Annotated in this window: 20 protein-coding genes; 14 read left to right on the forward strand and 6 right to left on the reverse strand. The window is 50.2% G+C overall.

Annotated features, from left to right (window positions below):
* Nucleotides 1–14 precede the first annotated feature (14 nt).
* The 3 genes from ACLUYS_RS04600 to ACLUYS_RS04610 all read right to left on the reverse strand — a co-directional run bounded on the left by ACLUYS_RS04600 (nucleotide 15) and on the right by ACLUYS_RS04610 (nucleotide 3,189).
* The gene (locus tag ACLUYS_RS04600) at nucleotides 15–449 is read right to left on the reverse strand and encodes an FMN-binding protein (protein ID WP_230267016.1); all 435 of its coding nucleotides are present in this window, start codon (nucleotides 447–449) and stop codon (nucleotides 15–17) included.
* A 495-nt stretch (nucleotides 450–944) separates the two neighbouring features.
* Complete coding sequence (locus tag ACLUYS_RS04605; RefSeq protein WP_412659244.1) at nucleotides 945–2,564, reverse strand: CTP synthase; 1,620 nt, start codon at nucleotides 2,562–2,564, stop codon at nucleotides 945–947.
* Nucleotides 2,565–3,003: 439 nt separating this feature from the next.
* Nucleotides 3,004–3,189 carry a hypothetical protein gene (locus ACLUYS_RS04610; protein WP_230267018.1) on the reverse strand — a complete coding sequence of 62 codons (186 nt, stop codon included), beginning with the start codon at nucleotides 3,187–3,189 and terminating at the stop codon, nucleotides 3,004–3,006.
* A 131-nt stretch (nucleotides 3,190–3,320) separates the two neighbouring features.
* On the opposite strand from ACLUYS_RS04610, the gene ACLUYS_RS04615 reads away from it, so the two are divergent.
* The 12 genes from ACLUYS_RS04615 (at nucleotide 3,321) to msrA (ending at nucleotide 15,961) form a co-directional block, all read left to right on the forward strand.
* Entirely contained in the window at nucleotides 3,321–4,274 is a 954-nt protein-coding gene (locus tag ACLUYS_RS04615; RefSeq protein ID WP_412659246.1) for a helix-turn-helix transcriptional regulator, read from the forward strand.
* A gap of 213 nt (nucleotides 4,275–4,487) precedes the next feature.
* Nucleotides 4,488–6,038 carry a DUF2779 domain-containing protein gene (locus tag ACLUYS_RS04620; RefSeq protein ID WP_230267020.1) on the forward strand — a complete coding sequence of 517 codons (1,551 nt, stop codon included), beginning with the start codon at nucleotides 4,488–4,490 and terminating at the stop codon, nucleotides 6,036–6,038.
* Nucleotides 6,026–7,012 (forward strand): zinc dependent phospholipase C family protein, encoded by a 987-nt coding sequence (locus ACLUYS_RS04625; RefSeq protein WP_412659247.1) that lies wholly within the window; start codon nucleotides 6,026–6,028, stop codon nucleotides 7,010–7,012. Before ACLUYS_RS04620 ends, ACLUYS_RS04625 begins: the two co-directional genes overlap by 13 nt.
* Nucleotides 7,013–7,344: 332 nt before the next feature.
* The gene (locus ACLUYS_RS04630; protein ID WP_230267022.1) at nucleotides 7,345–8,187 is read left to right on the forward strand and encodes a sulfide/dihydroorotate dehydrogenase-like FAD/NAD-binding protein; all 843 of its coding nucleotides are present in this window, start codon (nucleotides 7,345–7,347) and stop codon (nucleotides 8,185–8,187) included.
* 2 nt (nucleotides 8,188–8,189) lie between these two features.
* Entirely contained in the window at nucleotides 8,190–9,575 is a 1,386-nt protein-coding gene (gene gltA / locus ACLUYS_RS04635; RefSeq protein WP_230267023.1) for an NADPH-dependent glutamate synthase, read from the forward strand.
* 374 nt (nucleotides 9,576–9,949) lie between these two features.
* Entirely contained in the window at nucleotides 9,950–10,513 is a 564-nt protein-coding gene (efp, locus tag ACLUYS_RS04640) for an elongation factor P (protein WP_230267024.1), read from the forward strand.
* A gap of 121 nt (nucleotides 10,514–10,634) precedes the next feature.
* The gene (locus ACLUYS_RS04645) at nucleotides 10,635–11,738 is read left to right on the forward strand and encodes a hypothetical protein (RefSeq protein WP_412659249.1); all 1,104 of its coding nucleotides are present in this window, start codon (nucleotides 10,635–10,637) and stop codon (nucleotides 11,736–11,738) included.
* Between the two features lie 51 nt (nucleotides 11,739–11,789).
* On the forward strand, nucleotides 11,790–12,479 hold the full coding sequence (cmk, locus tag ACLUYS_RS04650) for a (d)CMP kinase (protein ID WP_230267026.1): 690 nt from the start codon (nucleotides 11,790–11,792) through the stop codon (nucleotides 12,477–12,479).
* 44 nt (nucleotides 12,480–12,523) lie between these two features.
* On the forward strand, nucleotides 12,524–13,828 hold the full coding sequence (gene der / locus ACLUYS_RS04655) for a ribosome biogenesis GTPase Der (RefSeq protein ID WP_412659250.1): 1,305 nt from the start codon (nucleotides 12,524–12,526) through the stop codon (nucleotides 13,826–13,828).
* A gap of 2 nt (nucleotides 13,829–13,830) precedes the next feature.
* On the forward strand, nucleotides 13,831–14,826 hold the full coding sequence (locus tag ACLUYS_RS04660) for an NAD(P)H-dependent glycerol-3-phosphate dehydrogenase (RefSeq protein WP_230267028.1): 996 nt from the start codon (nucleotides 13,831–13,833) through the stop codon (nucleotides 14,824–14,826).
* Nucleotides 14,827–14,829: 3 nt separating this feature from the next.
* Nucleotides 14,830–15,126, forward strand: coding sequence for an HU family DNA-binding protein (locus tag ACLUYS_RS04665; protein ID WP_230267029.1), 297 nt, complete (start codon nucleotides 14,830–14,832; stop codon nucleotides 15,124–15,126).
* A gap of 271 nt (nucleotides 15,127–15,397) precedes the next feature.
* Nucleotides 15,398–15,961 (forward strand): peptide-methionine (S)-S-oxide reductase MsrA, encoded by a 564-nt coding sequence (msrA, locus tag ACLUYS_RS04670; protein ID WP_230267030.1) that lies wholly within the window; start codon nucleotides 15,398–15,400, stop codon nucleotides 15,959–15,961.
* 118 nt (nucleotides 15,962–16,079) lie between these two features.
* Here the strand turns inward: msrA and ACLUYS_RS04675 are convergent, their stop codons facing one another.
* Genes ACLUYS_RS04675 through ACLUYS_RS04685 form a run of 3 tightly spaced genes read right to left on the reverse strand, consistent with a single transcriptional unit; the run spans nucleotide 16,080 to nucleotide 18,379 of the window.
* Nucleotides 16,080–16,868, reverse strand: coding sequence for an amino acid ABC transporter ATP-binding protein (locus tag ACLUYS_RS04675; RefSeq protein ID WP_412659253.1), 789 nt, complete (start codon nucleotides 16,866–16,868; stop codon nucleotides 16,080–16,082).
* 14 nt (nucleotides 16,869–16,882) lie between these two features.
* Complete coding sequence (locus ACLUYS_RS04680; protein WP_230267031.1) at nucleotides 16,883–17,533, reverse strand: amino acid ABC transporter permease; 651 nt, start codon at nucleotides 17,531–17,533, stop codon at nucleotides 16,883–16,885.
* Between the two features lie 9 nt (nucleotides 17,534–17,542).
* On the reverse strand, nucleotides 17,543–18,379 hold the full coding sequence (locus tag ACLUYS_RS04685; protein WP_230267032.1) for an amino acid ABC transporter substrate-binding protein: 837 nt from the start codon (nucleotides 18,377–18,379) through the stop codon (nucleotides 17,543–17,545).
* A gap of 481 nt (nucleotides 18,380–18,860) precedes the next feature.
* On the opposite strand from ACLUYS_RS04685, the gene ACLUYS_RS04690 reads away from it, so the two are divergent.
* Nucleotides 18,861–19,883: a helix-turn-helix domain-containing protein gene (locus tag ACLUYS_RS04690; RefSeq protein WP_412659254.1), complete on the forward strand. Its 1,023-nt coding sequence runs from the start codon at nucleotides 18,861–18,863 to the stop codon at nucleotides 19,881–19,883.
* Nucleotides 19,884–20,104: 221 nt separating this feature from the next.
* Nucleotides 20,105–21,039 (forward strand): SPFH domain-containing protein (locus ACLUYS_RS04695; RefSeq protein ID WP_412659256.1); only part of this gene is annotated, 935 nt, incomplete at its 3' end.

A 21,039-nucleotide genomic window follows, 5' to 3' on the forward strand; every position in this document is an offset into this window, starting at 1 on the left:
GGCATTTGAGTGAATTACTTCGCTGCTGCTTCGTCAACGGCTTCCATGATGGCGGAAAGGTTAATGGTGCATCCGCTTTTCACGTCTTCGTCTTCTGCGTAGCCGTCTGCATCGAGTTTAACGGCTTCTGGTCCGTTTTCAACGATGTATTTTTCAAGGAATTCAACCTGTTCGTTCCATTCCTTGCCGATGCCGGAAGCACTCTTCATGCCGTACTCGGCACCGAGTTCTTTTTTTGTTTTTCCATCTTCGGTGGTTTCGTCGATGGTTACGCCCGTGATTTTTCCGTCTTTCTTCGTAACGGTTGCGGATACGTCCTGACCGTCGTGGTCTACGTAAGCGGTGTTGCTGGTTTCACCGGCTGCGCTGGAGCTGTTTGCACTTCCAGATGTGCAGCCTGCGAAAAGGAGAGTCGCAGCGGTGAGAGCCGCAAATGCTTTTTTGTTCATTTGTCTGTCCTCCAGACGGCATACAGCCGTCGTTAATCCGATTTTTCACAAACGATTGCCCAAAAAGGACATCATCTGCCGGAATTCAATCGTGATTATAACAAATGAAATGAAAAAGGCGAACAAATTGATTCGTAAAAAATGAATTTAATTTTATCACCATAATGTTCATCCGGCGAAAAAAACAAGAACCGTGACCGGAAAAGTAACGTTTTGAACAGGAAATGCAAAGAAATTCGCGAAAATCAACCTCACTTTGCATACGGTATGCGAGTGTTCCGGCAGTGACGGCAAAAAGCGGCGTCCGTCTGGATTCACCCTGCGGGTACATTCTGTATACGATGCGGACTGGCCTGAAAATCACATGCGTTTACAGCGTCATCGAATACCGGACATACGGAGGGGCTTTCTGGATCCTATTGGAAGACAGAGAAAAAGCCGTCACAAAGACGGCTGAAATTACAATTATTCTTACGCTTGCTCTTACCCCTGTTCCTACTCCTGTTCCTGCTCTTCGGATTTCATTCTGGCGTTTTTCACAGCGGCCTGAATCAGTCCGTCAAAGAGCGGATGTACGCGGGTAGGGCGGGATTTGAATTCGGGATGGTACTGCACGCCGATATAAAATGGATGATCGGTATACTCGATGGCTTCTACCAGAGAATTGTCCGGACTCGTTCCGGCGATCGTCATTTTGTTTTCTTCAAAGCGGCTGCGGTAGAGATTGTTGAATTCATAGCGATGACGGTGTCTTTCGCTCGTACGGTCCGCCTGATACAGATCATGCAGGCGGGTACCGTCATGGATGTAGCACGGATAGGCGCCAAGCCGCATCGTTCCGCCTTTGCGAATGTCATTGGACTGATCGGCCATGAAATCGATAATCGCATCGGGCGTGTTTTCATCAAATTCAAAGGAATTCGCCTGCTCGAGTCCGAGGACGTCCCGGGCAAAGGAAATGGCTGCGATCTGCATGCCCAGACAAATGCCCAGGTAAGGAATCTTATGCTCTCTGGCATAGCCCGCCGCAGCAATCATGCCTTCAATGCCGCGGCCGCCAAAGCCGCCGGGAACGATAATGCCGTCGACATCCGAGAAAACTTCGTCAAAATTGTCGAGATGTTCGGAATCGATCCATTTGATGTTCAGGCGGACTCCGTTTTTGAAGGCGCCGTGATGGAGCGCTTCCGCAACAGAAAGATACGCGTCATGCAGGGCGACGTATTTCCCGACAAGACCGATCGTGACTTCCTGATCGGCTTTGTGAATGGAATCGACCATGGCTTTCCAGTTTTCCAGATCCGGCGTTCGGTTTTCGAGACCGAGCTTTTTGCAGATGACGTCTGCAATATGCTGCTCTTCCAGCATCAATGGCACTTCATACAGAGAATCGAGCGTGCGGTTTTCGAAGACCGACTCGGGTTCGACGTTGCAGAAAAGGGAAATCTTGTCTAGAACCGAAGAGGGAATCGATTCATCGCAACGGGCAATGATGAGATCGGGGTGAATGCCAAAGCTCATCAGTTCCTTGACAGAATGCTGGGTCGGCTTGGACTTGAATTCCTTGCTTCCCGAAATATAGGGAATGTAGGTGACGTGAACGAACAGACAGTTGTTTCGTCCGGCTTCGGCTGCGACCTGTCGAATCGATTCGAGAAACGGCTGGGATTCAATGTCGCCGATCGTACCGCCGATTTCGGTAATGATGACATCGGCATCCGCATAACGTCCCGCCTGCATGACGAAGTTTTTGATTTCGTCGGTAATGTGCGGAATGACCTGAACCGTCTGTCCGAGGTATTTGCCTTCGCGCTCTTTGTTAAGCACATTCCAGTACACTTTTCCAGTCGTCAGATTGGAGTACTGGTGAAGGTTTTCATCGATAAAGCGTTCATAATGCCCGAGATCGAGGTCGGCTTCGAGGCCGTCGTCGGTGACGAACACTTCGCCATGCTGGAACGGCGACATCGTGCCCGGGTCCACATTAATATAAGGATCCAGTTTCTGCGCCGTGACCTTGAAGCCGCGTGCTTTAAGAAGGCGTCCGATCGAGGCAGCGCTGATGCCTTTGCCAAGCCCGGATACGACGCCCCCGGTAACGAAAATGTATTTCATAGGCAGATCCTCCTGCAAAAAAATAATTACCTGCCAATTTTACGCCTTGAAAATAACAGAAGAATTGGCGGAACCCGAAAAAGCAAAATGAGAGAAAAATGAGCGGGTTTCCAAACCTCATCAAGCCCTTACATAATCGCTTAAAACAGCCATATATTCTGCGAATCCTGTAAATGCTTTTGTTGTCACTATTTGTGCACGTATTATACACAAAGTCTAGTCCTATCTTTTGCTTATGCGTGTTATTTATGGACAACTTGACGAAGATGTTACTTTTTACGCACTTTAAAAAGAAGAAATTTGTTAACTTGCGTAAAAAGAACGCGAAAATTCGTTCGGAAACTAGTTGAAATCCTAAGGAGTTCGATATACTGAAATTAAGTGAAAAGCAGTTTCTTTTTTGGAAAAAGTTTACGAATCTGCTTTTCGGACGGTATGCTTACCTGTCGGATCCAGGCGTTTTTTTAAACGGATTTTCGCTGAAAACCTGACGTTCTTCTTTCGCTTTTTTGACGAATATGCAAAAAGAAGAACGTTTGAAAAGAAAACCGTTTTGAGTGTTCTGTTCTTCTTTAAGGATCATTTCATGGATTTGAGCAAAATGAGATGCACAGAAAAAAGCCATAGAGTCGACACCTGCGATCAAACGTGTAAAATACGGAATTCAGAACACAAGATTCTGAACGCCAGACAAAGCCAGCCGCCAAGGTGCGCGGCTGATGCAACTTTGGAAAAACAGAATGAGGAGGAAACAGAATGAACCGAACTGCCCGCTGCATCCGAATGCTTATGATCTTGAAAAGCCGACAGACGGTCTGTACCTCTGAACTTGCAGAGCTTCTCGAGACCAATCCAAGAAACATTCGTGAATACAAAAAAGAACTGGAACAAGCCGGCTATACCATTAAAACGGTACGCGGTGCCGGAGGCGGCTATGAGCTTGAAGGCGGAGCCGTCCTGCCTCTGCCTTTATATAACGATGAATCGATCGATATTCTGACCACGATCCGAGACAGTCTGCTGTCCACGCCCAATCAGCCGTATGCGGCCAAGGGTGCGGAACTGCTTGATGAAATTATCGCGTCCAACCCGGTCAGCGATCCGGAAAAGCCGATTTACTTTACCCCGAGCCGGATTAACGATTTCTCTGAATCCGCAAAGGACGATTTAAGCCGGATCCGCAAAGCGGTGTTCCGTCGCCAGCAGATCTCGATTCTGTACCATTCCCGCGAAAGCAAGGATCCCATCCGTCGTGTCGTTGATCCGTACGATGTCGTCTGCTCGGACGGCAACTGGTACTTTGTCGGCTTTGACCATTATCGTCAGGCTGTCCGAACGTTTCGGATTTTGCCGGCGCGCCTTTTAAAGCTCGAACTTCTCGATACGACATTCGAACGGCAGGCAGATTTCAAGCTCAAGGATTATCTGGGTACTTCTGCCCTTACACGCGCCGACAAGGAAATTTATCTGATTGAAGTGCGCAAGGAACAGTGCCGCTTCTTTGAAGAAATTCGCTGGGGCCAGAGCTTTGCAAAAATCGGCGAACAGCGCGAAGGCTGGGTGACCTATTCTTTCTTCTGCGACGATCCGGCGCATATCGAACGCAATCTGTTCCGTTTTGGAAACGATGTGATTTTGCTGGCCCCCAAATGGCTGGCTAAGGAATATACGGACAAGCTTGCTTCCATCCTGGATCTTTACAGGGATTAAGCAAACTTTTCCCGCTGAATTTTTACTGCTGTTTATTTCTCGATCAGGCGGACGTGTATCCGCCTGATTTATTTTTGAGTATGATAGTCAGAAGAGGGTCCTTTTGCCTGACCAGACCGCCCGCCGTTCGCATACGTTTGGACAAGGACGGAATGCTTCGCTTTCATTCCAGTCCACCCGCATCAGGCAAGAGGAAATGAGGAGATGGTGCCTATGAGCGAGAAACGACGAATGATTCACACCAATGAAGCGGCAGGCGCCCTGAACTGTCTGCGCAAGGTAGTTTTAATACGGCATCAGAATGGGGCAGTCGATGATTTTGCACTGCCCGACGGTCACGAATTTCGCCGCCGCCTGGAAGAGCTTTTTGAAAACGATCCACTCCCCTGTGGACAAAAGGGAGATTCAAGCGAGCGTTCCTTTGATATTTTGCGACATCACGACAAGGCGCGAAATCTTCGCTTTGAAAGCCGGGGCATTTGCACGACGATTCCAGTTCTGGAATTTGATCGGGAAGGCTCCATCGAACAGGGTAAGCCGCTCTGGATCGTCTGGTATCCCGTGTATGGAACAAACCCAAAAGATACGATGCTGCATCGGCTGTACGCGGACTGTGCCGTTCTGGCGGCCAATGGAATCGATGTGTCGTCCATTCGCTTCATCTGTCTGCGCAGCGATCTGATCAGCGATCCAGATTTAAAAGCGGACGAGATTTTTACCGTCTACGATCATCTGCGCAAACCGCGCGGGGGATTTCGCAAGCCGACAGCCATTGAAATGGTTCGAGATCTCGAACAGAAAGAACCTTTCGGCAAGTTTCTCAATCTGGCGGCAGAAGCGCTGGATCAGGCGCTTGATCTTTCACTCGATGAAATCGCCGTACGCAAAACCAAACTTTGTTCGAGCGCCCACTGTCCCTTTTATGAAGAGTGCTATCAGAAGAGAACGCTGCCAAATGATTCCGTCGCACTTCTTTCTTCCTGCGCTGCTGCCGGCCAGATGATGGAAAAAGGCATTGTTACGCTCGATCAGGTTCCGGGTGAAGCGGTCGAGGGCAGTCCTTTTCAGTACGCGCAGATCATGGCGGCCAGAAATCCAAAAGGCTATTTTCTGGATGCGGGCGGGGTGGAAGAATGGTTTTCCAAACTGACGTTTCCGCTTTCCTATCTGGATTTTGAATGGGACACGTACGTTCTCTCCCCCTATGCCGGCATGCGGCCGTTTGATGTGCTGTGCTTTCAGTATTCTTTGCATGTCGAGACCAGAGAGGGAAAGCTAAGCCATACTGCCTTTTTTGAAACGGGAGACTGCCGGGAAGCGTTTATTCGATCGCTGCTGCGCGATCTGCCAAAGACGGGAAGCATTCTTGTCTTCAATATGGAAGGCGCGGAAAAGCTGCGTCTGCGTCAGCTGGCCGAGCAGTTTCCAGAGTATCGAGAACAGCTGGAATCGGTCTGCGAGCGGATGATCGATCTTGCGCTGCCCTTTGAAAGCGGCTGCTTTTATAATCTTGCTCAGCGTTCGCACAGTTCTCTGAAAACGCTGCTGCCGCTCTTTGCCCAGGATGTCAGCTATCACGATCTGGACGTATCCAACGGCGTACAGGCGGTCAACGTATACCGCCAGGCACAAAATGAACGCGGATTGCAGCAGCTGCAGCTGGCCAGAGATATCAGCGAATACTGCTCGCTCGATACGCTGGCCGAAAAGAAACTGGCCGATGGCCTGAAACAGAAACTGGAGGAAGAAGAATGCCAAATCTGATTACGCATGCCCTGTTTGCGGACGATGTGCTCGAACGCTTGAACAATCCTTTGTGTAACGCGAAGCGAAAGATGTTTCTGACAGGAAGCCAGGGACCGGATTTTCTGTTTTTTCATCACAGCGATCCTTTTTACGATATTCTCAAGCCTTCCGATATCCGCAAATACGGCAGACTCTTTCATAACGAGCACGTCAATGACTTTTACTTAAGCGCGCTGCATTCGATTGAAAACGAAAAAAACAAGGACATTCAGGACGATCTGATCGTCTACGTGTGCGGCCATCTTTGCCACTGGGCGCTCGATTCCACGATGCATCCGCTGATTTATTCGAAAACAGGCAACTGCAAAGGCGACAGTTCCTGGCGCCACCATCAGTTTGAATCGATGCTGGACGCGGCCATGCTCAAATACCGGAAAAATCTCACGATTGCCGACTATGACTTTTCGAAGGAATGCTTTTCCACATCGCCGCAGACCGCACGCGCCATGGCGCGGATTTACGTTCCGGCGATTGCCGAAATTTATGGCGAACACGTTGCGCCTTCGAGCTTTCTGGAGGTACTGAAAGACTGGCGGCGCATTGAACACCATTTCCGGGATCCGAAAGATCTTAAGAAAAAGCTGCTGCGCCCGCTGGAAAAAATGACGCGTCTGGAGTTTCTGATGACCGGCTTTTCCATTCCGGCCCATTACGAAGACAATGTCGACATATGCAATCTGCTGCACAGTCCATGGCGCCATCCGGTATCCGGAGAAGCGACCACGGCATCGGTCTTTGATCTGATGGAAACCGCGCTGCAGAAAGCTTTGCGGACCATTGATCTTTTCGAAACCTGTCTGGCTCATCCAGGCAGCCCGGAAGACGAACAGGCGTTCCTCGATTTTCTGGGCGATCGCAACTACGAAATGGATATGCCCCCTGGATTTGTTCCGACCTATTTTGAACTGGCCGATCTGGATCAGAAAATCTGACGGGAACGTATAGGTCGTTTCCGGGTACTTTGCCGATTCGATTGCTGCGGCTTTTCGCCATTTCAACCGAAAGACTCTGTTTTTGATGGCTTTGTCCAGCGAAAGAACGCGGTAAATGCGGCATTGGATCTGGTAAAGCGCCCGACTGGGCACAGGCTTATCTTTTTTGTGTGAGAAAATCCGACGGGCGTACGCGAACCGTCTGGATGGATCAAAAGTTTTCATGAATTTTCATGAAAAAAGAGCCTGCGCGGCTTCGTTTTGAAGAGCCTGTGTAGAAGAGAAAACACAATTTGCTTATAATTAGACCACATTAGCGAAGGGAAAAGATTATGTACAAAATTCTGGAAAAGAAGGTGCTCAATCCGACCGTCGTTCAGATTACGGTCGATGCGCCTCACGCTGCCCGGCACGCGAAAGCCGGTCAGTTCATTATTCTTCGTGCAGACCAGGACGGTGAACGCGTTCCGTTTACCATCGCTGCCGCCGATCCCGAAAAGGGAACGGTAACGATCATCTATCAGGTGGTCGGCGCCTCCACAAGAAAGCTCATGGCTTTGGAAGAAGGCGATGAACTCGCGGACTTTGCCGGTCCATTAGGCCGTCCTTCGGAAATTGAAGGCGAAAACGTCGTGATCATCGGCGGCGGTGTCGGCTGCGCAATCGCTCTGCCGACGGCCAAGGCATTCCACGATGCCGGTAAAAACGTCACAACGATCGTCGGCTTCCGCAATAAGGATCTTGTCATTCTCGAAGATGAGTTCAAAGCCGTTTCGGATACGTACTATCTGATGAGCGACGACGGTTCGGTTGGCGAAAAAGGTCTGGTTACCGCCAAACTGAAAGAGCTGATCGAAAACGGACAGAAAATCGATAAAGTCATCGCGATCGGACCGCTGATCATGATGAAATTTGTCTGCGCTCTGACCAAGGAATATGACATTCCTACCGTTGTCTCCATGAACCCCATCATGATCGACGGTACCGGCATGTGCGGCGGCTGCCGCCTCGTTGTCGATGGCCAGATGCGTTTTGCCTGCGTCGACGGTCCAGATTTTGACGGACATAAAGTCGACTTTGATTCGGCGATGAGCCGCAATGGTGCCTATAAGGAAAAAGAGCATCACGACTATGAAGAAGCCTGCCGGCTTCTGAACAGGAAGGAGGGGGACTGAACATGCCGAACATGCAGATGAACAAGCATCCGATGCCCGTTCAGGAACCGGATATCCGTATTACCAACGTCGAAGAAGTCGCTTTAGGCTATACGCCGGAAACGGCAATCGAAGAAGCCAAGCGCTGCCTCAACTGCAAGCACAAGCCCTGCATCGGCGGCTGCCCGGTCAATATTCATATTCCGGACTTTATCGCGAAAGTTGCCGAAGGCGATTTTGAAGGCGCTTATCGCATCATTTCGCTGACCAGCTCGCTGCCGGCCATCTGCGGCCGTGTCTGCCCGCAGGAGTCGCAGTGCGAATCCAAATGCGTACGCGGCATTAAAGGCGAACCGGTGGCCATCGGCCGCCTCGAGCGCTTTGTTGCCGACTATATGCGCGAAAAAGGCGAAGGCAAGCCGGAAAAACCGCAGCCAAACGGTCATAAAGTTGCAGTGGTCGGTGCCGGTCCAGCCGGACTTTCCGCAGCCGGCGATCTGGCCGGCATGGGCTATGAAGTTACCGTATTTGAAGCCCTGCATACGCCGGGCGGCGTACTCATGTACGGGATTCCGGAATTCCGTCTGCCCAAAGCCATCGTTCAGCACGAAATTTCCAAGCTGAAAGATCTCGGCGTTGAATTTGTGACCAACTTCGTAGTCGGCCGCTCCGAAACGATCGAAGAGCTGATGAACGAAGGCTATGAAGCCGTCTTTGTCGGCTCCGGCGCCGGTCTGCCTAACTTCATGAATCTGCCCGGTGAAGAGCTCAAGGGCGTATTCTCCGCCAATGAATTTCTGACCCGCTTCAATTTAATGAAAGCGTACCGTGAAGATTCGCCGACCCCGATCCAGCATCCGAAAAAGACGGTCGTTGTCGGCGGCGGAAACGTCGCCATGGATGCGGCGCGCTGCGCAAGACGTCTTGGCAGCGAAGTGTACATCGTCTACCGCCGTTCGCTCGAAGAACTGCCGGCCCGTAAGGAAGAAGTTGAACACGCCATGGAAGAGGGAATCATCTTCAAACTGCTCAACAACCCGGTTGCCGTCCACGGCGATGAAAACGGCTGCGTGAATGCGGTGGAATGCATCGAAATGGAACTCGGCGAACCGGACGCTTCCGGAAGAAGACGCCCGATTGCCAAAGAAGGAAGCAGCTTCATGATCGATGCCGACTGCATGATCATGGCGATCGGTACTTCGCCAAACCCGCTGATCCGCTCGACGACCGAAGGTCTGGAAACCAACCGCAAGGGCTGTCTGATCGTTGACGAAAACGAAATGACGACCCGCGAAGGCATTTACGCCGGCGGGGATGCCGTTACGGGTGCCGCTACGGTTATTTCCGCGATGGGTGCCGGCAAGAAAGCCGCCGCAGCCATCGACAAGGCGCTGCTCAAAGACGCCTGAGTTTTCCCGATTCTGCTTTAAACGATTCAAACTGCAGGCAGAAGGCCTGTCCGGATTTTTTGCGGACAGACGCTTCTGTCTGTTTTCACGTTTTCTTCCCGATTCTTTTGTATCTTTTGTCGCAGCACAAATACGGGTGCATGATTTTTACTGATCCAGTCTTGCTTTACTGAACGGATGAACCGGTTTGGTATTAAACCCGTTTTCTGCCTTGTGAAAGAGACGAAAAAGCGCAGGAGAAACGAATCGCCTTTGTCTATCGGCAATTCAAATATTTGCCAATCAAATTCATGCAGGCAGGATGCAAAGTTGACAAGGGGCAGGAATTCTTTAAAATAAAACCGAAATTCAATCACAAAGGAGCCATAACCGACATGATCAGTTCGAACGATTTAAAACCAGGACAGACAATTCGCGTTGGAGATGATATCTTCGTAGTTCTGGACACCCTTCAGAATAAGACAGCCCGTTCTGCAATGGTTGTCAAAGCCAAAGTCCGCAACCTGCGTACAGGAAGCAACGTAGAGCTTTCCTGGGGCGGCGGTGAAAAAGTAGAGCCTGCCATGATCGACAAGCGCGAAATGCAGTACCTGTACGATACAGACGATGCCATGGTTTTCATGGATAACGAAACTTACGAACAGATTGAGATCCCGACAGTTCGCCTGGAATGGGAACGCAAATTTGTTAAGCCAAACGATAACGTAAACGTAACCAGCTACGAAGGCGAAATCATCGGTGTTTCTCTTCCGGACAAAGCAACTCTCCAGGTTGTTGAATGTGAACCAGCTGTAAAAGGCGATACCACCAGTGCTGCGCAGAAAAATGCAAAACTGGAAACCGGCCTTGAGCTGAAAGTTCCTCTGTTCATCAACGAAGGCGAAATGATCGTTGTTTCGACTGCAGACGGAAAATATTCCGGACGCGCGAAAAACTAGTCTTCTTCCAAGCCGCATACCGCGGCTTTTCTTTTTGGTTTTTTGCCTTTATTTAAAGGCTTGTTTTAATTATTTTGCTATGAATTTGTTATAATGAAAACCGTGCTTAAGGAGGAAATGAATGACCAGACTGTCCCGTAAAGACCGTTACCAGGATCTGCGTCAGACGATCAGCGACCAGAATGGCGAAGCGAAAACTTCCGCGCCAAGTGCGCAAAAAAATGAAAAGACCGTTCGCCTGGCCGCACCGGATGTCAAAAGCGAAAGCCGTGCCAAAGCGGCTCCGGTAAACAGTCGTGCACAATCGACAAACCCTGTTCTTGAAGATCTGCTTGGAGAAGTAAAACAGTACAACCTCTCCAACGGCGATCTTGTCAGTGACGATACACAAATGCAGATTCTGCATACCATTAACAGCGACCGAAACCCCGAAGCGGATAAGCGAAACCGTCATCTTGAAGAGATGGAAACCGCCGCTCCAGGTTCCACGACGCTCAATCTCTACAGCTCCGATCTCATGGATCTGGCTGCCAGAAGCAAGAGCCAGAAAGAAGAAGCGGCCCAAAAAGCAGCCGCCAAGGAAGATCAAGAGCCAGTAGAGCGCGAAATTGAAGTGGATTTAAGCGTACTCGAGTCCGCTTCAAAAAAGCATTCTGCCCGCGATGACTTCTTCGCAAAACCCGAATCCGAACCAGAGGAGGAAACGACAGAAGCATTCGAAGAAGAATACGAAGAGAAGCCTAAAAGCCGGCGCAAAAGAAAACCGTTCTTTAAGTCCCGCAGAAAATCCAGAGACGATGAAGACGAATATGTCGAAATCGATGAGGAAGAAGAGGTGCCTGGCGCCTTTGATGACGACGCTCTCGTCGAAGAGGATGTCATTATCGCCGCCCCTGCTAAACGCTCCGAATTTTCCTACGACGATCAGGATCGCCTCTTTGATGAAGACTATGACGATCTCGATGCAGAAGACGAAGTCGAAGAAAAGCGTCCGACACACCGCAAAAAACACGCCCGCAAAGCCAGAGCAAAAAAGCCGGAACTGCATACGCAGGATGAAGAAGACGAAAGTGAAGAATATTCCCGTCCTCGCGCTTCCGTTTACGATCAGGAAGATCAGCCTGTTTCCAAAGGCGCAGCCATTTTCATGATCGTCTGTGTCATCCTTCTCGTCATTCTGATTATTCTTACGATTTTCTGGATGTCCAAACTCGGTATTTTCTAGATTTTAAAGGAGGAGATCCAGACGTAAAAAGCGTTCTGGATTGAATAGCTGATGCAAAAATTCAATGTGGCCCTCGATGGGCCAAGCGGAGCCGGCAAATCCTCTGTTGCCGATGAAATCGCCCGGATCTATGATCTGATCCATCTCGATACCGGAGCCATGTACCGGGCTCTGGCCTGGAAGCTGCACGCGATGCAGATGGAGCCGAAAAGCTCGAAAGAACTCGAAGACGCGCTTAGTTCCATCGATCTGAAAGTGAATCCGGCCGATCAGAGCATTTCCGTCAACGGTGAAAATGTCTCCCAGATCATACGTACGCCCGAAGTCAGCCGTCTGGCATCGATTTATTCCGCACTGCCGGAAGTTCGAATACGGCTGGTGGCCCTGCAGCAGGAAATCGCCCGTTCCAAAGGCTATATTCTGGACGGACGCGACATCTGCGATGTCGTGCTGCCCGATGCGGACGTCAAAATCTATCTGGACGCTGCGCCGGAAGCCCGTGCAAAGCGGCGTATGCTTCAAAATGAAGAAAAGGGAATTGAAGAGCCGTACGAAGAGGTGCTGGCGGCCATCATCGAGCGCGACGCGCGCGATAAAAACCGCAAGGAAGCCCCGCTTCGCGTTTCCAAAGACGCGCGTGTTCTTGATTCCAGCAGCCTGAATTTCCAGGAAACCGTAGACGTTGTCTGCGAATGGATTAATCAGGCACTCTCTGCGCAAAAAGCAGAGGCTCACGCATAATGAATGCATAAAGTCTGCCAGGCAGACAGAAAGAAGTGTTTTTTATGATGAAAGGTACAGTGGCTGTAGTCGGCCGGCCAAACGTCGGCAAGTCTACCGTCTTCAACCGCATCATCGGCGAGCGCAAGTCGATTGTCGATGATACGCCGGGCGTTACCCGTGACCGCATTTATGGACAGGCGGAGTGGCTGACACAGCCGTTTTATTTAATTGATACCGGCGGGATCCAGCTGGAAGATCAGGCGTTTGCGGATGAGATCGGCATGCAGGTCGATATCGCGATTGAAGAAGCAGATGTCATTCTGTTTCTGGTCAACGCCATCGAAGGCGTTACCGATGACGATATCGCCATTGCCCGCAAGCTGCAGAAATCGAAGAAACCGGTTGTTTTAGCGGTAAATAAAGCCGATAATGAAAACCTGCGCATGTCGATTTACGATTTCTATACGCTCGGTCTTTCCGATCCGATTCCCATGTCCGCTGAACATGGAACCGGAGTTGCCGAAGTCCTCGATGAAATTGTAAAATACCTGCCGGATAAAAAACTGAAAGTCTACGACGGCATGACGACCTTCTGTGTCATCGGCCGTCCAAACGTCGGCAAAAGCTCGCTCGTCAACGCGATTCTCAAAGAAGACCGCGCCATCGTCTCCAATGTGGAAGGCACAACGCGCGATGCCGTCGATACGCCGTTTCGCTACGAGGGCCGCGACTATGTCATTATCGACACCGCAGGCATGCGCAAGCGCGGAAAAGTCTGGGAGAACATCGAGAAGTATTCCGTTCTCCGTGCCGTTTCCGCGATTGAGCGCGCCGATGTCGTCCTGTTTCTGATTGACGGAGAAAAAGGAATCCGCGATCAGGATAAGCACGTCGCCGGACTGGCCCATGATGAAGGAAAAGGCGTCATCATCGTCTACAACAAGTGGGATACCGTAGAAAAAGACGAAAGAACGATGAACGAAATCTCGAAAAAGATCCGCGAAGAGTTCAAGTATCTTTCCTACGCGCCGATTGCGTTTGTCTCCGCGAAAACCGGAGCCCGCGTCAATACGCTGCTCCCGCTGATCGATCAGGTCCATGATGCCTGCACGATGCGCGTTCCGACTAACGTACTGAACGACGTTATTATGGACGCCCAGATGATGAACCCGCCAAAACCGCATAACGGCAAGCAGCTGCGGATTTACTACGCTTCGCAGGTTTCTGTATCGCCTCCGACGATTCTGATATTCGTCAACGAACCGGAACTGTTCCATTTCTCGTACAAGAGATACCTGGAAAACAAGCTCCGTGAGGCTTTCGGATTTATCGGAACCCCGATTCGAATTCACGCAAGGAAGAGATAAAAATGAAAACTGTTGTGATTGGCAGCGGAAGCTGGGGCACAGCGCTGGCTCAGGTTCTCTGTGACAACCATCAGCCTGTCGAACTGATCGGCGTCGACGATGCCGAAATTCAGGACATTAACCAAAACCATAAAAACTCGAAATACTTCAGGGACGTCGATCTCAATCCGGCCCTTCACGCCACAAAGGACTGGAACGTTTTAAACGACGCGGACGTCGTCCTCTTTGCGGTACCGACTGCAGCCATTGAATCGGTTGCTTCAAAAGCCGCAGAGCATGTAACGAAACCCGTCATTGCGGTCAATGTTTCCAAGGGCTTCAACCCGGGAAGCGATGAGCGCATGAGCCAGGTCATCCGGCGCGTCATGCCGGCGGACCGTCTTTCCTCGGTCGTTTCTCTGATTGGACCTTCCCACGCGGAAGAAGTCATTGAGCGTCAGCTGACCAGCATTGATGCGGTCAGCCTGAAGGAAGACGACGCGAAAGCCGTTCAGCTGCTGTTTTCCAACCAGTATCTGCGTATTTATACTGGCGACGATGAAATCGGCAGCGAACTTGGCGCCGCCGTTAAAAACGTCATGGCGATCGCCTCGGGCATCATTGCCGGTCTCGGGTACAAGGACAATACCCGTGCAGCGCTCATTACCCGCGGCCTGCAGGAAATGATCCGCTTTGGCACGCGCTTTGGCGGCCGTCCAGAAACGTTTGTTGGTCTGACCGGCATCGGCGATCTGATCGTTACCTGTTCCTCTATCAATTCCCGCAACTTCCAGGCCGGTCTTCAGATCGGCAAAGAAAATGACGTCACACATTTTCTTCAGACGAACAAGAAAACGACCGAAGGCATTCGTACTGCAAAAGTCGTTCATGATATCGCCGCAGAAACCGGAATTGACATGCCGATCTGCGAAGAGGTCTACCAGATCCTTTTCGAAGGCAAGGAACCGAAAAACTGTGCCTGTGATCTTATGCTTAGAGATTTAAAGAAGGAGTTTTAATTCATGCCTAAGTACGTAAACAAGGATTCTCTTACAGACAGCCTTTCTTCTGCATTCAACCTGAAGAAAAAAGACTCTGCGGAGATCGTGAACCTGCTTTTTGAAGAAATGTCGGAGGCTCTGATTTCCGAAGGAACCGTTGAAATTACCGGCTTTGGAAAATTCGTTATTTTTGATCGCAAGAAACGAATGGGCATCAACCCAGTTACGAAGGAACGTATGGAAATCCCAGCGACCAAACTTCCTAAATTCAAACCCAGTCAGACACTGAAAAATCGCTGCAACAACCGGGAGGACTAATCCCGGTTTTTCTTTGTCTGCGCAAGCCTGTATGGTAAATGTAAATTTTCTTTGAATGGGCGACCCATCGGTGAAAAAGTGTTAAAGGATGATAATATCAACCAACTAGTATAATAAGAAGTGGAAAAACATCATAGAACACCATCAGAAGGCGATTTGGAAAGAAATTTTTGACCGTTAGATACGAACGTATCTGCCCCGATCCGTTTACGTATCGAGGCAAAAAGATTTCGGTATTTAGATCGCCTGCTGGAAAAGAGGAATATTTATCATGCATTCTATCGTTTTGGCCGGAGGCTGTTTCTGGGGCGTAGAAGCCTTCTTTCGCCAGTTTCGCCCGCTGCACACGCAAGTCGGGTATGTAAACGGTCCTGGAGAACATCCAATCTACCGGGATGTCTGCGAGGGAAGCGGACATACCGAAGGCATTCGCATTGAATACCCGGACTGTATTGAGCTGCCTCAGATTCTGGCTTCCTATTTTTCCATTGTCGATCCGGTCAGTCTGAACCGGCAGGGAAACGATATCGGCATCAACTACCGTACCGGCATTTATACGAACGATCCAAAGGAAGCGGCAATCGCGAAGGGCATGCTGGAAGACTTGCAGAGGCATTATTCCAAACCCATTCAGATTGAGGTAGAACCGCTCAATAACTTCTGCCCGGCAGAAGAGGAACACCAGAATTATCTCGGTCGCAATCCCGGCGGCTATTGCCATATTCCTAGATCGCTTTTGCATGGATGCAGACTGTTTACCATGCGCGAGCTTCGCGAGGAATATCCATCGCTGGCAAAAACGATGCCTGCGCCAGAGGAAGATGAAATTTTCTAAACAGCCTGACCAGATTTAGATTTTATGCGAAGAAAAAGCGGATCTGCACAAGAAGGAAATGCCTTCAACGCAGATCGCGCTTTTTTACTTTATCCAGGGAATACAGCCGGCTTGCCGCTTAAGAAGAAAGCTTGCCGATAAATTCCTGTATGCGGGTTTTGGATGAAGAGAACAGCTCTTCGGGCGTTCCTTCTTCGAGAATCACGCCGTGTTCCAGAAAAATGATGCGATCGGAAACTTCTCTGGCAAAGCCAAGTTCGTGGGTGACAATGACCATTGTGATGTGTTCGCTGGCCAGCTGTTTTAAAACTTTCAGCACTTCGCCAGTCAGCTCCGGGTCCAGTGCGGAAGTCGGTTCATCCAGAAAGAGAATTTCCGGCTTCATCGCCAGAGCACGGGCAACGCCTACGCGCTGCTGCTGCCCGCCGGAAAGCTGGCAGGGATAGGCATCGGCTTTATCGGCCAGACCAAACTGCGCCAGCAGATCCAGAGCCGTCTGTTTCGCCTGGTCTTTTGGCGTCTTGAGCACGCGCGTCTGGGGATCCGTAATGTTCTTTAAGACGGTGTAATGCGGGAACAGATTGAAGTTCTGAAAGAGGAGTCCGAAATACCGGTGGAGCCTTGCCAGCGTCTTTTTATCGACATACTGGGAAGGTCCGTTTTCTGTGCCCTGAGCTTTGCAGACGGGATCGCTGCCGTAATAAAGGGAACCGTGGTCCATCGTCTCTAACAGCGTGGAGCAGCGAAGCAGGGTGGATTTGCCGGATCCGGACGGTCCGATAATCGAGACGATTTCGCCGGGCATGACCTGAAGCGAAACGTCCTTGAGCACTTCGTTTTCGCCAAACGATTTGGAAAGATGCGAAATTTTCAGTACGGGCATCGAGGCGTTTTCATTCGAATTCATAAAAGCGCTCCTTTCTATACCCGGTAATAGGCGTAATGCTTTTCAATCCGCTCACAGACAAAGCTGACGATCAGGTTGAACACGTAGTAGTACAGACCGGCAATCATCAGCGGCATAATCGTCGCCTGCGCTGCGGCAAGCTGTTTGGCCATTGTAAACATTTCCGCTACCGCAATGACGAAGGCCAGAGACGTATCCTTAACGAGCGTGATGATTTCGTTGGTAATCGCCGGCATGACCTGCTTGATCAGCTGCGGCAGCAGGATATGAAAGAACGTCTGGGTTCTCGAATAGCCAAGGACTTTCGCGGCTTCTTCCTGGCCTTTGGGAAGGGCCTGCAGACCGCTTCGATAAATTTCCGCAAAGTAGGCAGCGTAATTGATCGAGAACGCGATAATGACGGCAATAAAGCGATAGTCCGCGCCGACTTTCATACGGAACAGATAGTACGGGCCAAAATACACGACGATCAGCTGCAGCATCAGCGGGGTGCCGCGCATAATGGAAATGTAGATGCGGGTAATTGTACTTATAATTTTGTTTTTGGACATTCGGCCAAAAGCCACAATCATGCCAAGCGGCAAGGAAAAGATCAGGGTCAGCGCGAAGATTTCAATGGTGACCAGAAGGCTTTTGCCGATTTCCAGAAATGTATACCAGTCCATCGCAAAGCCTTATTTCTTATAATCCTCAATGACAAGGAAGTCCGTCAGACCGTATTTCTCGGCAATTTCCTGAACCTTGCCTTCGTCATACAGCGTGTAGACATCGGCCTGTACTGTGTCACGCAGATCGGTATTTCCTTTCAGGAAGCCGATGGCGTACACTTCGGAAGCCAGCGGCTCATCCAGCTTGCGGAATGCACCGTCTCCACGGTTGGCGATCTGGTAATCCGCGACGCCGACATCGAGGGCAACCGCGTCAATTCCTCCGGCTTCAAGATCCATGAAGGCGGTGTTGTAGTCGCCGTACTGCGTCAGGTTGGCGAAGGAACTTGCCAGATCGGCGTTATCTTCGCTTTCCAAAGCCGCAAGCGCGGAAGAGTCTTTCTGTACGCCGACGTTTTTGCCGGCCAGATCGGCCGCGCTTTGAATATCGGAGTCTGCCGGTACGACGAATACTTGCGAGTTATCAATATACGGATCGCTGAAGGTGTAATCGTCTTCACGTCCGTCCATGGTGAAGCCGTTCCAGATGCAGTCGATCGTGCCGTTGGAAAGTTCCATATCCTTGGAATCCCAGTCAATCGGCTGTTTTACGAGCGTCCAGCCTTCCATTTCAGCGACCGCTTCGGCCAGTTCCAGATCAAATCCGGTGTATTCGCCGTTCTCGTCTTTATAGCCGTATGGCGGGAATTCGGCGTCGAAGCCTACCGTAAACGTTTTCGCCGAAGCGTCGCTTCCGCTCTGGCTGGAAGCTTTTGCGCTCTCACCAGCATTCGAATTGCCGGAGCAGCCGGCAAGCAGGGAACCGGCGACCAGAGCCGATAAAAGCAGGTTGGTTTTTTTCATAATTTTTCTCCTGTCCTAATGAAAAGGAACAGGCTGTGCAAAGGGACAAATGTCCGAAGATTTTGACAGGCTGTTCACAATATTTGAAAGTTTATCACACTTGAAAACGACAATCCCGCGTCTTTCCAGAAACTGTAAATGTTTTCAGGATTATGACGGAAACGCAATCAAAATGCAATGCGTGTCCAGAAGTACGCCTGCCCACGATAACAAACTTCTTCTCGTTCTCCATATCTCTTGCCCAAAGGGGACGGATTTTTTTAAGGAAGAATCTCCCTGTCCAAAACCGTTCTCTCTGCGCCAGAGTGAGGCGGATTATCGAGCCCGCTTTGCTGATCCGGCAAAATACAGACATCTGGATTTTCAGAGATCGATTGTGAAATTCGATTTCAAGCGTAAATTCTGACATCGATCATTGGGCAGGCATCGTTTGGTTTTATCATCCGAAAAGTATAATGGTATTGCCGATTAGGAAGGGCTGATGCCGATGAAATATATGACGGTACAGCAGGCATCAAGAAAATGGGACATCTCCGATCGCCGCGTGCGCTATCTCTGTTCCAATGGCCGAATCCGCGGAATGCTGCAGCAGGGAAGGCGCTATCTGATTCCGGAAAACGCAGAAAAGCCTAAAGATGAGAGGGTAAGCCGCAATAAAGCGGCTAAAGAGCGTAAATACAACGACTTTACCCGGCTCGATCTGCTCAAGAAGCTGGTTAAGGAACTTCCGCAGGAAGATCCTCTGACCCAGGCGGTCGGCAGGAAAAACTTTATTTGTGAATTTGCCAGTTCCATCTGCGCCCAGCAGGGAGCGGATCTCAGTTTTGAACAGGCTTCGCATATGGTCGACGGTCAGGTCGAACCAGGTTTTTCCCTTGCCGAACATCTCGACGTTCGAGGCGTTCACGATGCCTGGATTTATTTGTTCAGCTGTCTGAAGGAAAAGAAAACGCTCAGCCAGAACATGATTCGCGCGGTCCATTCGCTGGCCGATCTCAATCATTCCTTTTCGCGCGGAAAGTATCGGAAAGTGCATGTCCGCATCTGTGCGGGTGCCGATCGTTCCATATCCCTCGATCTGATCGAACCCAAACTCAGTGAACTGCTCAATCTGAACTCGCGCTGGAAAAAGGAAATGCATCCTATTGAACGGGCTACGCGCTTTTATCTCGAGTTTCTGGCGATTCATCCCTTTGAAAATGCCGACAAAAGTGTTGCGCAGCTGCTTCTCTGCTACGATCTGATGCAAAACGGCTATCCGCCTTTGGTCTTCATACAGGAGGATCTGGACGAATGGCAGCAGGCCGTAGAAGAATACGAAAGCGACCGCAATGCTAAGCGGATGGTTCGTCTGGTCCGCCGCAAGATGGAAGAGAAGATGGAAGCCGTTCTTGGCGCAAACCGGGCCAAACGAAAACGCAAGGCGGCCCGAAGAAAAAAGATTGCCCAGACGCTGCAGAGGCAGCTGCCGTCCTTTGAACAGACGGAAAGTCTGCGCTCCTGATGCATATGCAGCAGTAAAACCGGAAGAAATAAGAATCCACAGATACGGATGCTTTTGTCTTCTGGTTTTGTTTCTTAACGAATCCTGAATCCTCTATTAAGCTTCTTTACAGCCGTCTTTTGAAATGTTGATCCGTGCTATAGTACAAATATCGAAAATCCTGTGTTCCTTTCGTCTGAACTGGACTGAACGTGAACCGGATTCCTTATGGAGGAAACAGAATGGGAATTCTCAGATGGGGAATTGACGCAGCCGCTTCAGCGTATGCGGATCAGCCCAAAGAAGTATTATTTGCGGAAGGATTAAACAACGATGTCCTGGCCGTTCCCGCAACGGCAAAAGGAAAAAAAGGCACGCCAAACGTCTTAACTGACGGCTCCGTCTTTAACGTTGGAATCAACCAGGCCGCACTGCTCATTGAAAATGGTCAGGTTCATGATTTCGTCATTGCGGACGATGAAAAAATGACCGGTCAGTATATTTACGATACGTCCCGTGAGCCGTCCTTATTAAACGGCGGAACCCGCGAATGGAAAAATGTCTGGAATCTGGTGAAGAGCCGTTTCCAGTACGGCGGCCAGTCTCCAAACCGCATGCAGCTGGTGTATATCAACCTGAAGGAAATCACCGAAAACCCGGTTGGTGTCGGCAAAGTACCCTTTATCGATACATATCTCGGTACACGTCTTCTTTTAGGCGTTCATGGCTACTATACATTCCGGATTTCCAACCCGGCAGCGTTCTATGAAAATCTGCTGATGGATCCGTCGAAAAAATACCGTAAGGAAGAAATTACTGAACAGCTGCGCGTGGAAATGATGCCGAAAATTTCCGGTGCGCTGACCCGCATTGCGCCTGCCTGCGTAAATGGCTATCAGGATATTTACGTTCACGATACCGATCTTGCCAACGCGCTCAACGAAGCGCTCGGTAAGGAATGGCTCGACAAACGCGGCATTGAACTCGTGAAAGTCGCTCTGAACCCGGAAGTTGCCCCAGCAGATCTGGAACGCGTCATGCAGCTGGAAAATGCGCGCACGCTCTCCAACTCCCAGATGGCGTTCGGTTCCATGGTCAATGCGCAGAACAATGCGATGCAAAACGCTGCAGCCAATGCCAATGGAGCCGTAAACGGCTTTATGGGCATGAATATGGC

The organism is Allobaculum sp., from assembly GCF_047010065.1.
Classification (GTDB): Bacteria; Bacillota_I; Bacilli_A; order Erysipelotrichales; family Erysipelotrichaceae; genus Allobaculum; species Allobaculum fili.

Excerpts from the sequence above, each read along its gene's own strand:
- ACLUYS_RS04600 (WP_230267016.1), bottom strand. The coding sequence starts at position 449 with ATGAACAAAAAAGCATTTGCGGCTCTCACCGCTGCGACTCTCCTTTTC.
- ACLUYS_RS04605 (WP_412659244.1), bottom strand. The coding sequence starts at position 2,564 with ATGAAATACATTTTCGTTACCGGGGGCGTCGTATCCGGGCTTGGCAAA.
- ACLUYS_RS04610 (WP_230267018.1), bottom strand. The coding sequence starts at position 3,189 with ATGGCTTTTTTCTGTGCATCTCATTTTGCTCAAATCCATGAAATGATC.
- ACLUYS_RS04615 (WP_412659246.1), top strand. The coding sequence starts at position 3,321 with ATGAACCGAACTGCCCGCTGCATCCGAATGCTTATGATCTTGAAAAGC.
- ACLUYS_RS04620 (WP_230267020.1), top strand. The coding sequence starts at position 4,488 with ATGAGCGAGAAACGACGAATGATTCACACCAATGAAGCGGCAGGCGCC.
- ACLUYS_RS04625 (WP_412659247.1), top strand. The coding sequence starts at position 6,026 with ATGCCAAATCTGATTACGCATGCCCTGTTTGCGGACGATGTGCTCGAA.
- ACLUYS_RS04630 (WP_230267022.1), top strand. The coding sequence starts at position 7,345 with ATGTACAAAATTCTGGAAAAGAAGGTGCTCAATCCGACCGTCGTTCAG.
- gltA (WP_230267023.1), top strand. The coding sequence starts at position 8,190 with ATGCCGAACATGCAGATGAACAAGCATCCGATGCCCGTTCAGGAACCG.
- efp (WP_230267024.1), top strand. The coding sequence starts at position 9,950 with ATGATCAGTTCGAACGATTTAAAACCAGGACAGACAATTCGCGTTGGA.
- ACLUYS_RS04645 (WP_412659249.1), top strand. The coding sequence starts at position 10,635 with ATGACCAGACTGTCCCGTAAAGACCGTTACCAGGATCTGCGTCAGACG.
- cmk (WP_230267026.1), top strand. The coding sequence starts at position 11,790 with ATGCAAAAATTCAATGTGGCCCTCGATGGGCCAAGCGGAGCCGGCAAA.
- der (WP_412659250.1), top strand. The coding sequence starts at position 12,524 with ATGATGAAAGGTACAGTGGCTGTAGTCGGCCGGCCAAACGTCGGCAAG.
- ACLUYS_RS04660 (WP_230267028.1), top strand. The coding sequence starts at position 13,831 with ATGAAAACTGTTGTGATTGGCAGCGGAAGCTGGGGCACAGCGCTGGCT.
- ACLUYS_RS04665 (WP_230267029.1), top strand. The coding sequence starts at position 14,830 with ATGCCTAAGTACGTAAACAAGGATTCTCTTACAGACAGCCTTTCTTCT.
- msrA (WP_230267030.1), top strand. The coding sequence starts at position 15,398 with ATGCATTCTATCGTTTTGGCCGGAGGCTGTTTCTGGGGCGTAGAAGCC.
- ACLUYS_RS04675 (WP_412659253.1), bottom strand. The coding sequence starts at position 16,868 with ATGAATTCGAATGAAAACGCCTCGATGCCCGTACTGAAAATTTCGCAT.
- ACLUYS_RS04680 (WP_230267031.1), bottom strand. The coding sequence starts at position 17,533 with ATGGACTGGTATACATTTCTGGAAATCGGCAAAAGCCTTCTGGTCACC.
- ACLUYS_RS04685 (WP_230267032.1), bottom strand. The coding sequence starts at position 18,379 with ATGAAAAAAACCAACCTGCTTTTATCGGCTCTGGTCGCCGGTTCCCTG.
- ACLUYS_RS04690 (WP_412659254.1), top strand. The coding sequence starts at position 18,861 with ATGCCGATGAAATATATGACGGTACAGCAGGCATCAAGAAAATGGGAC.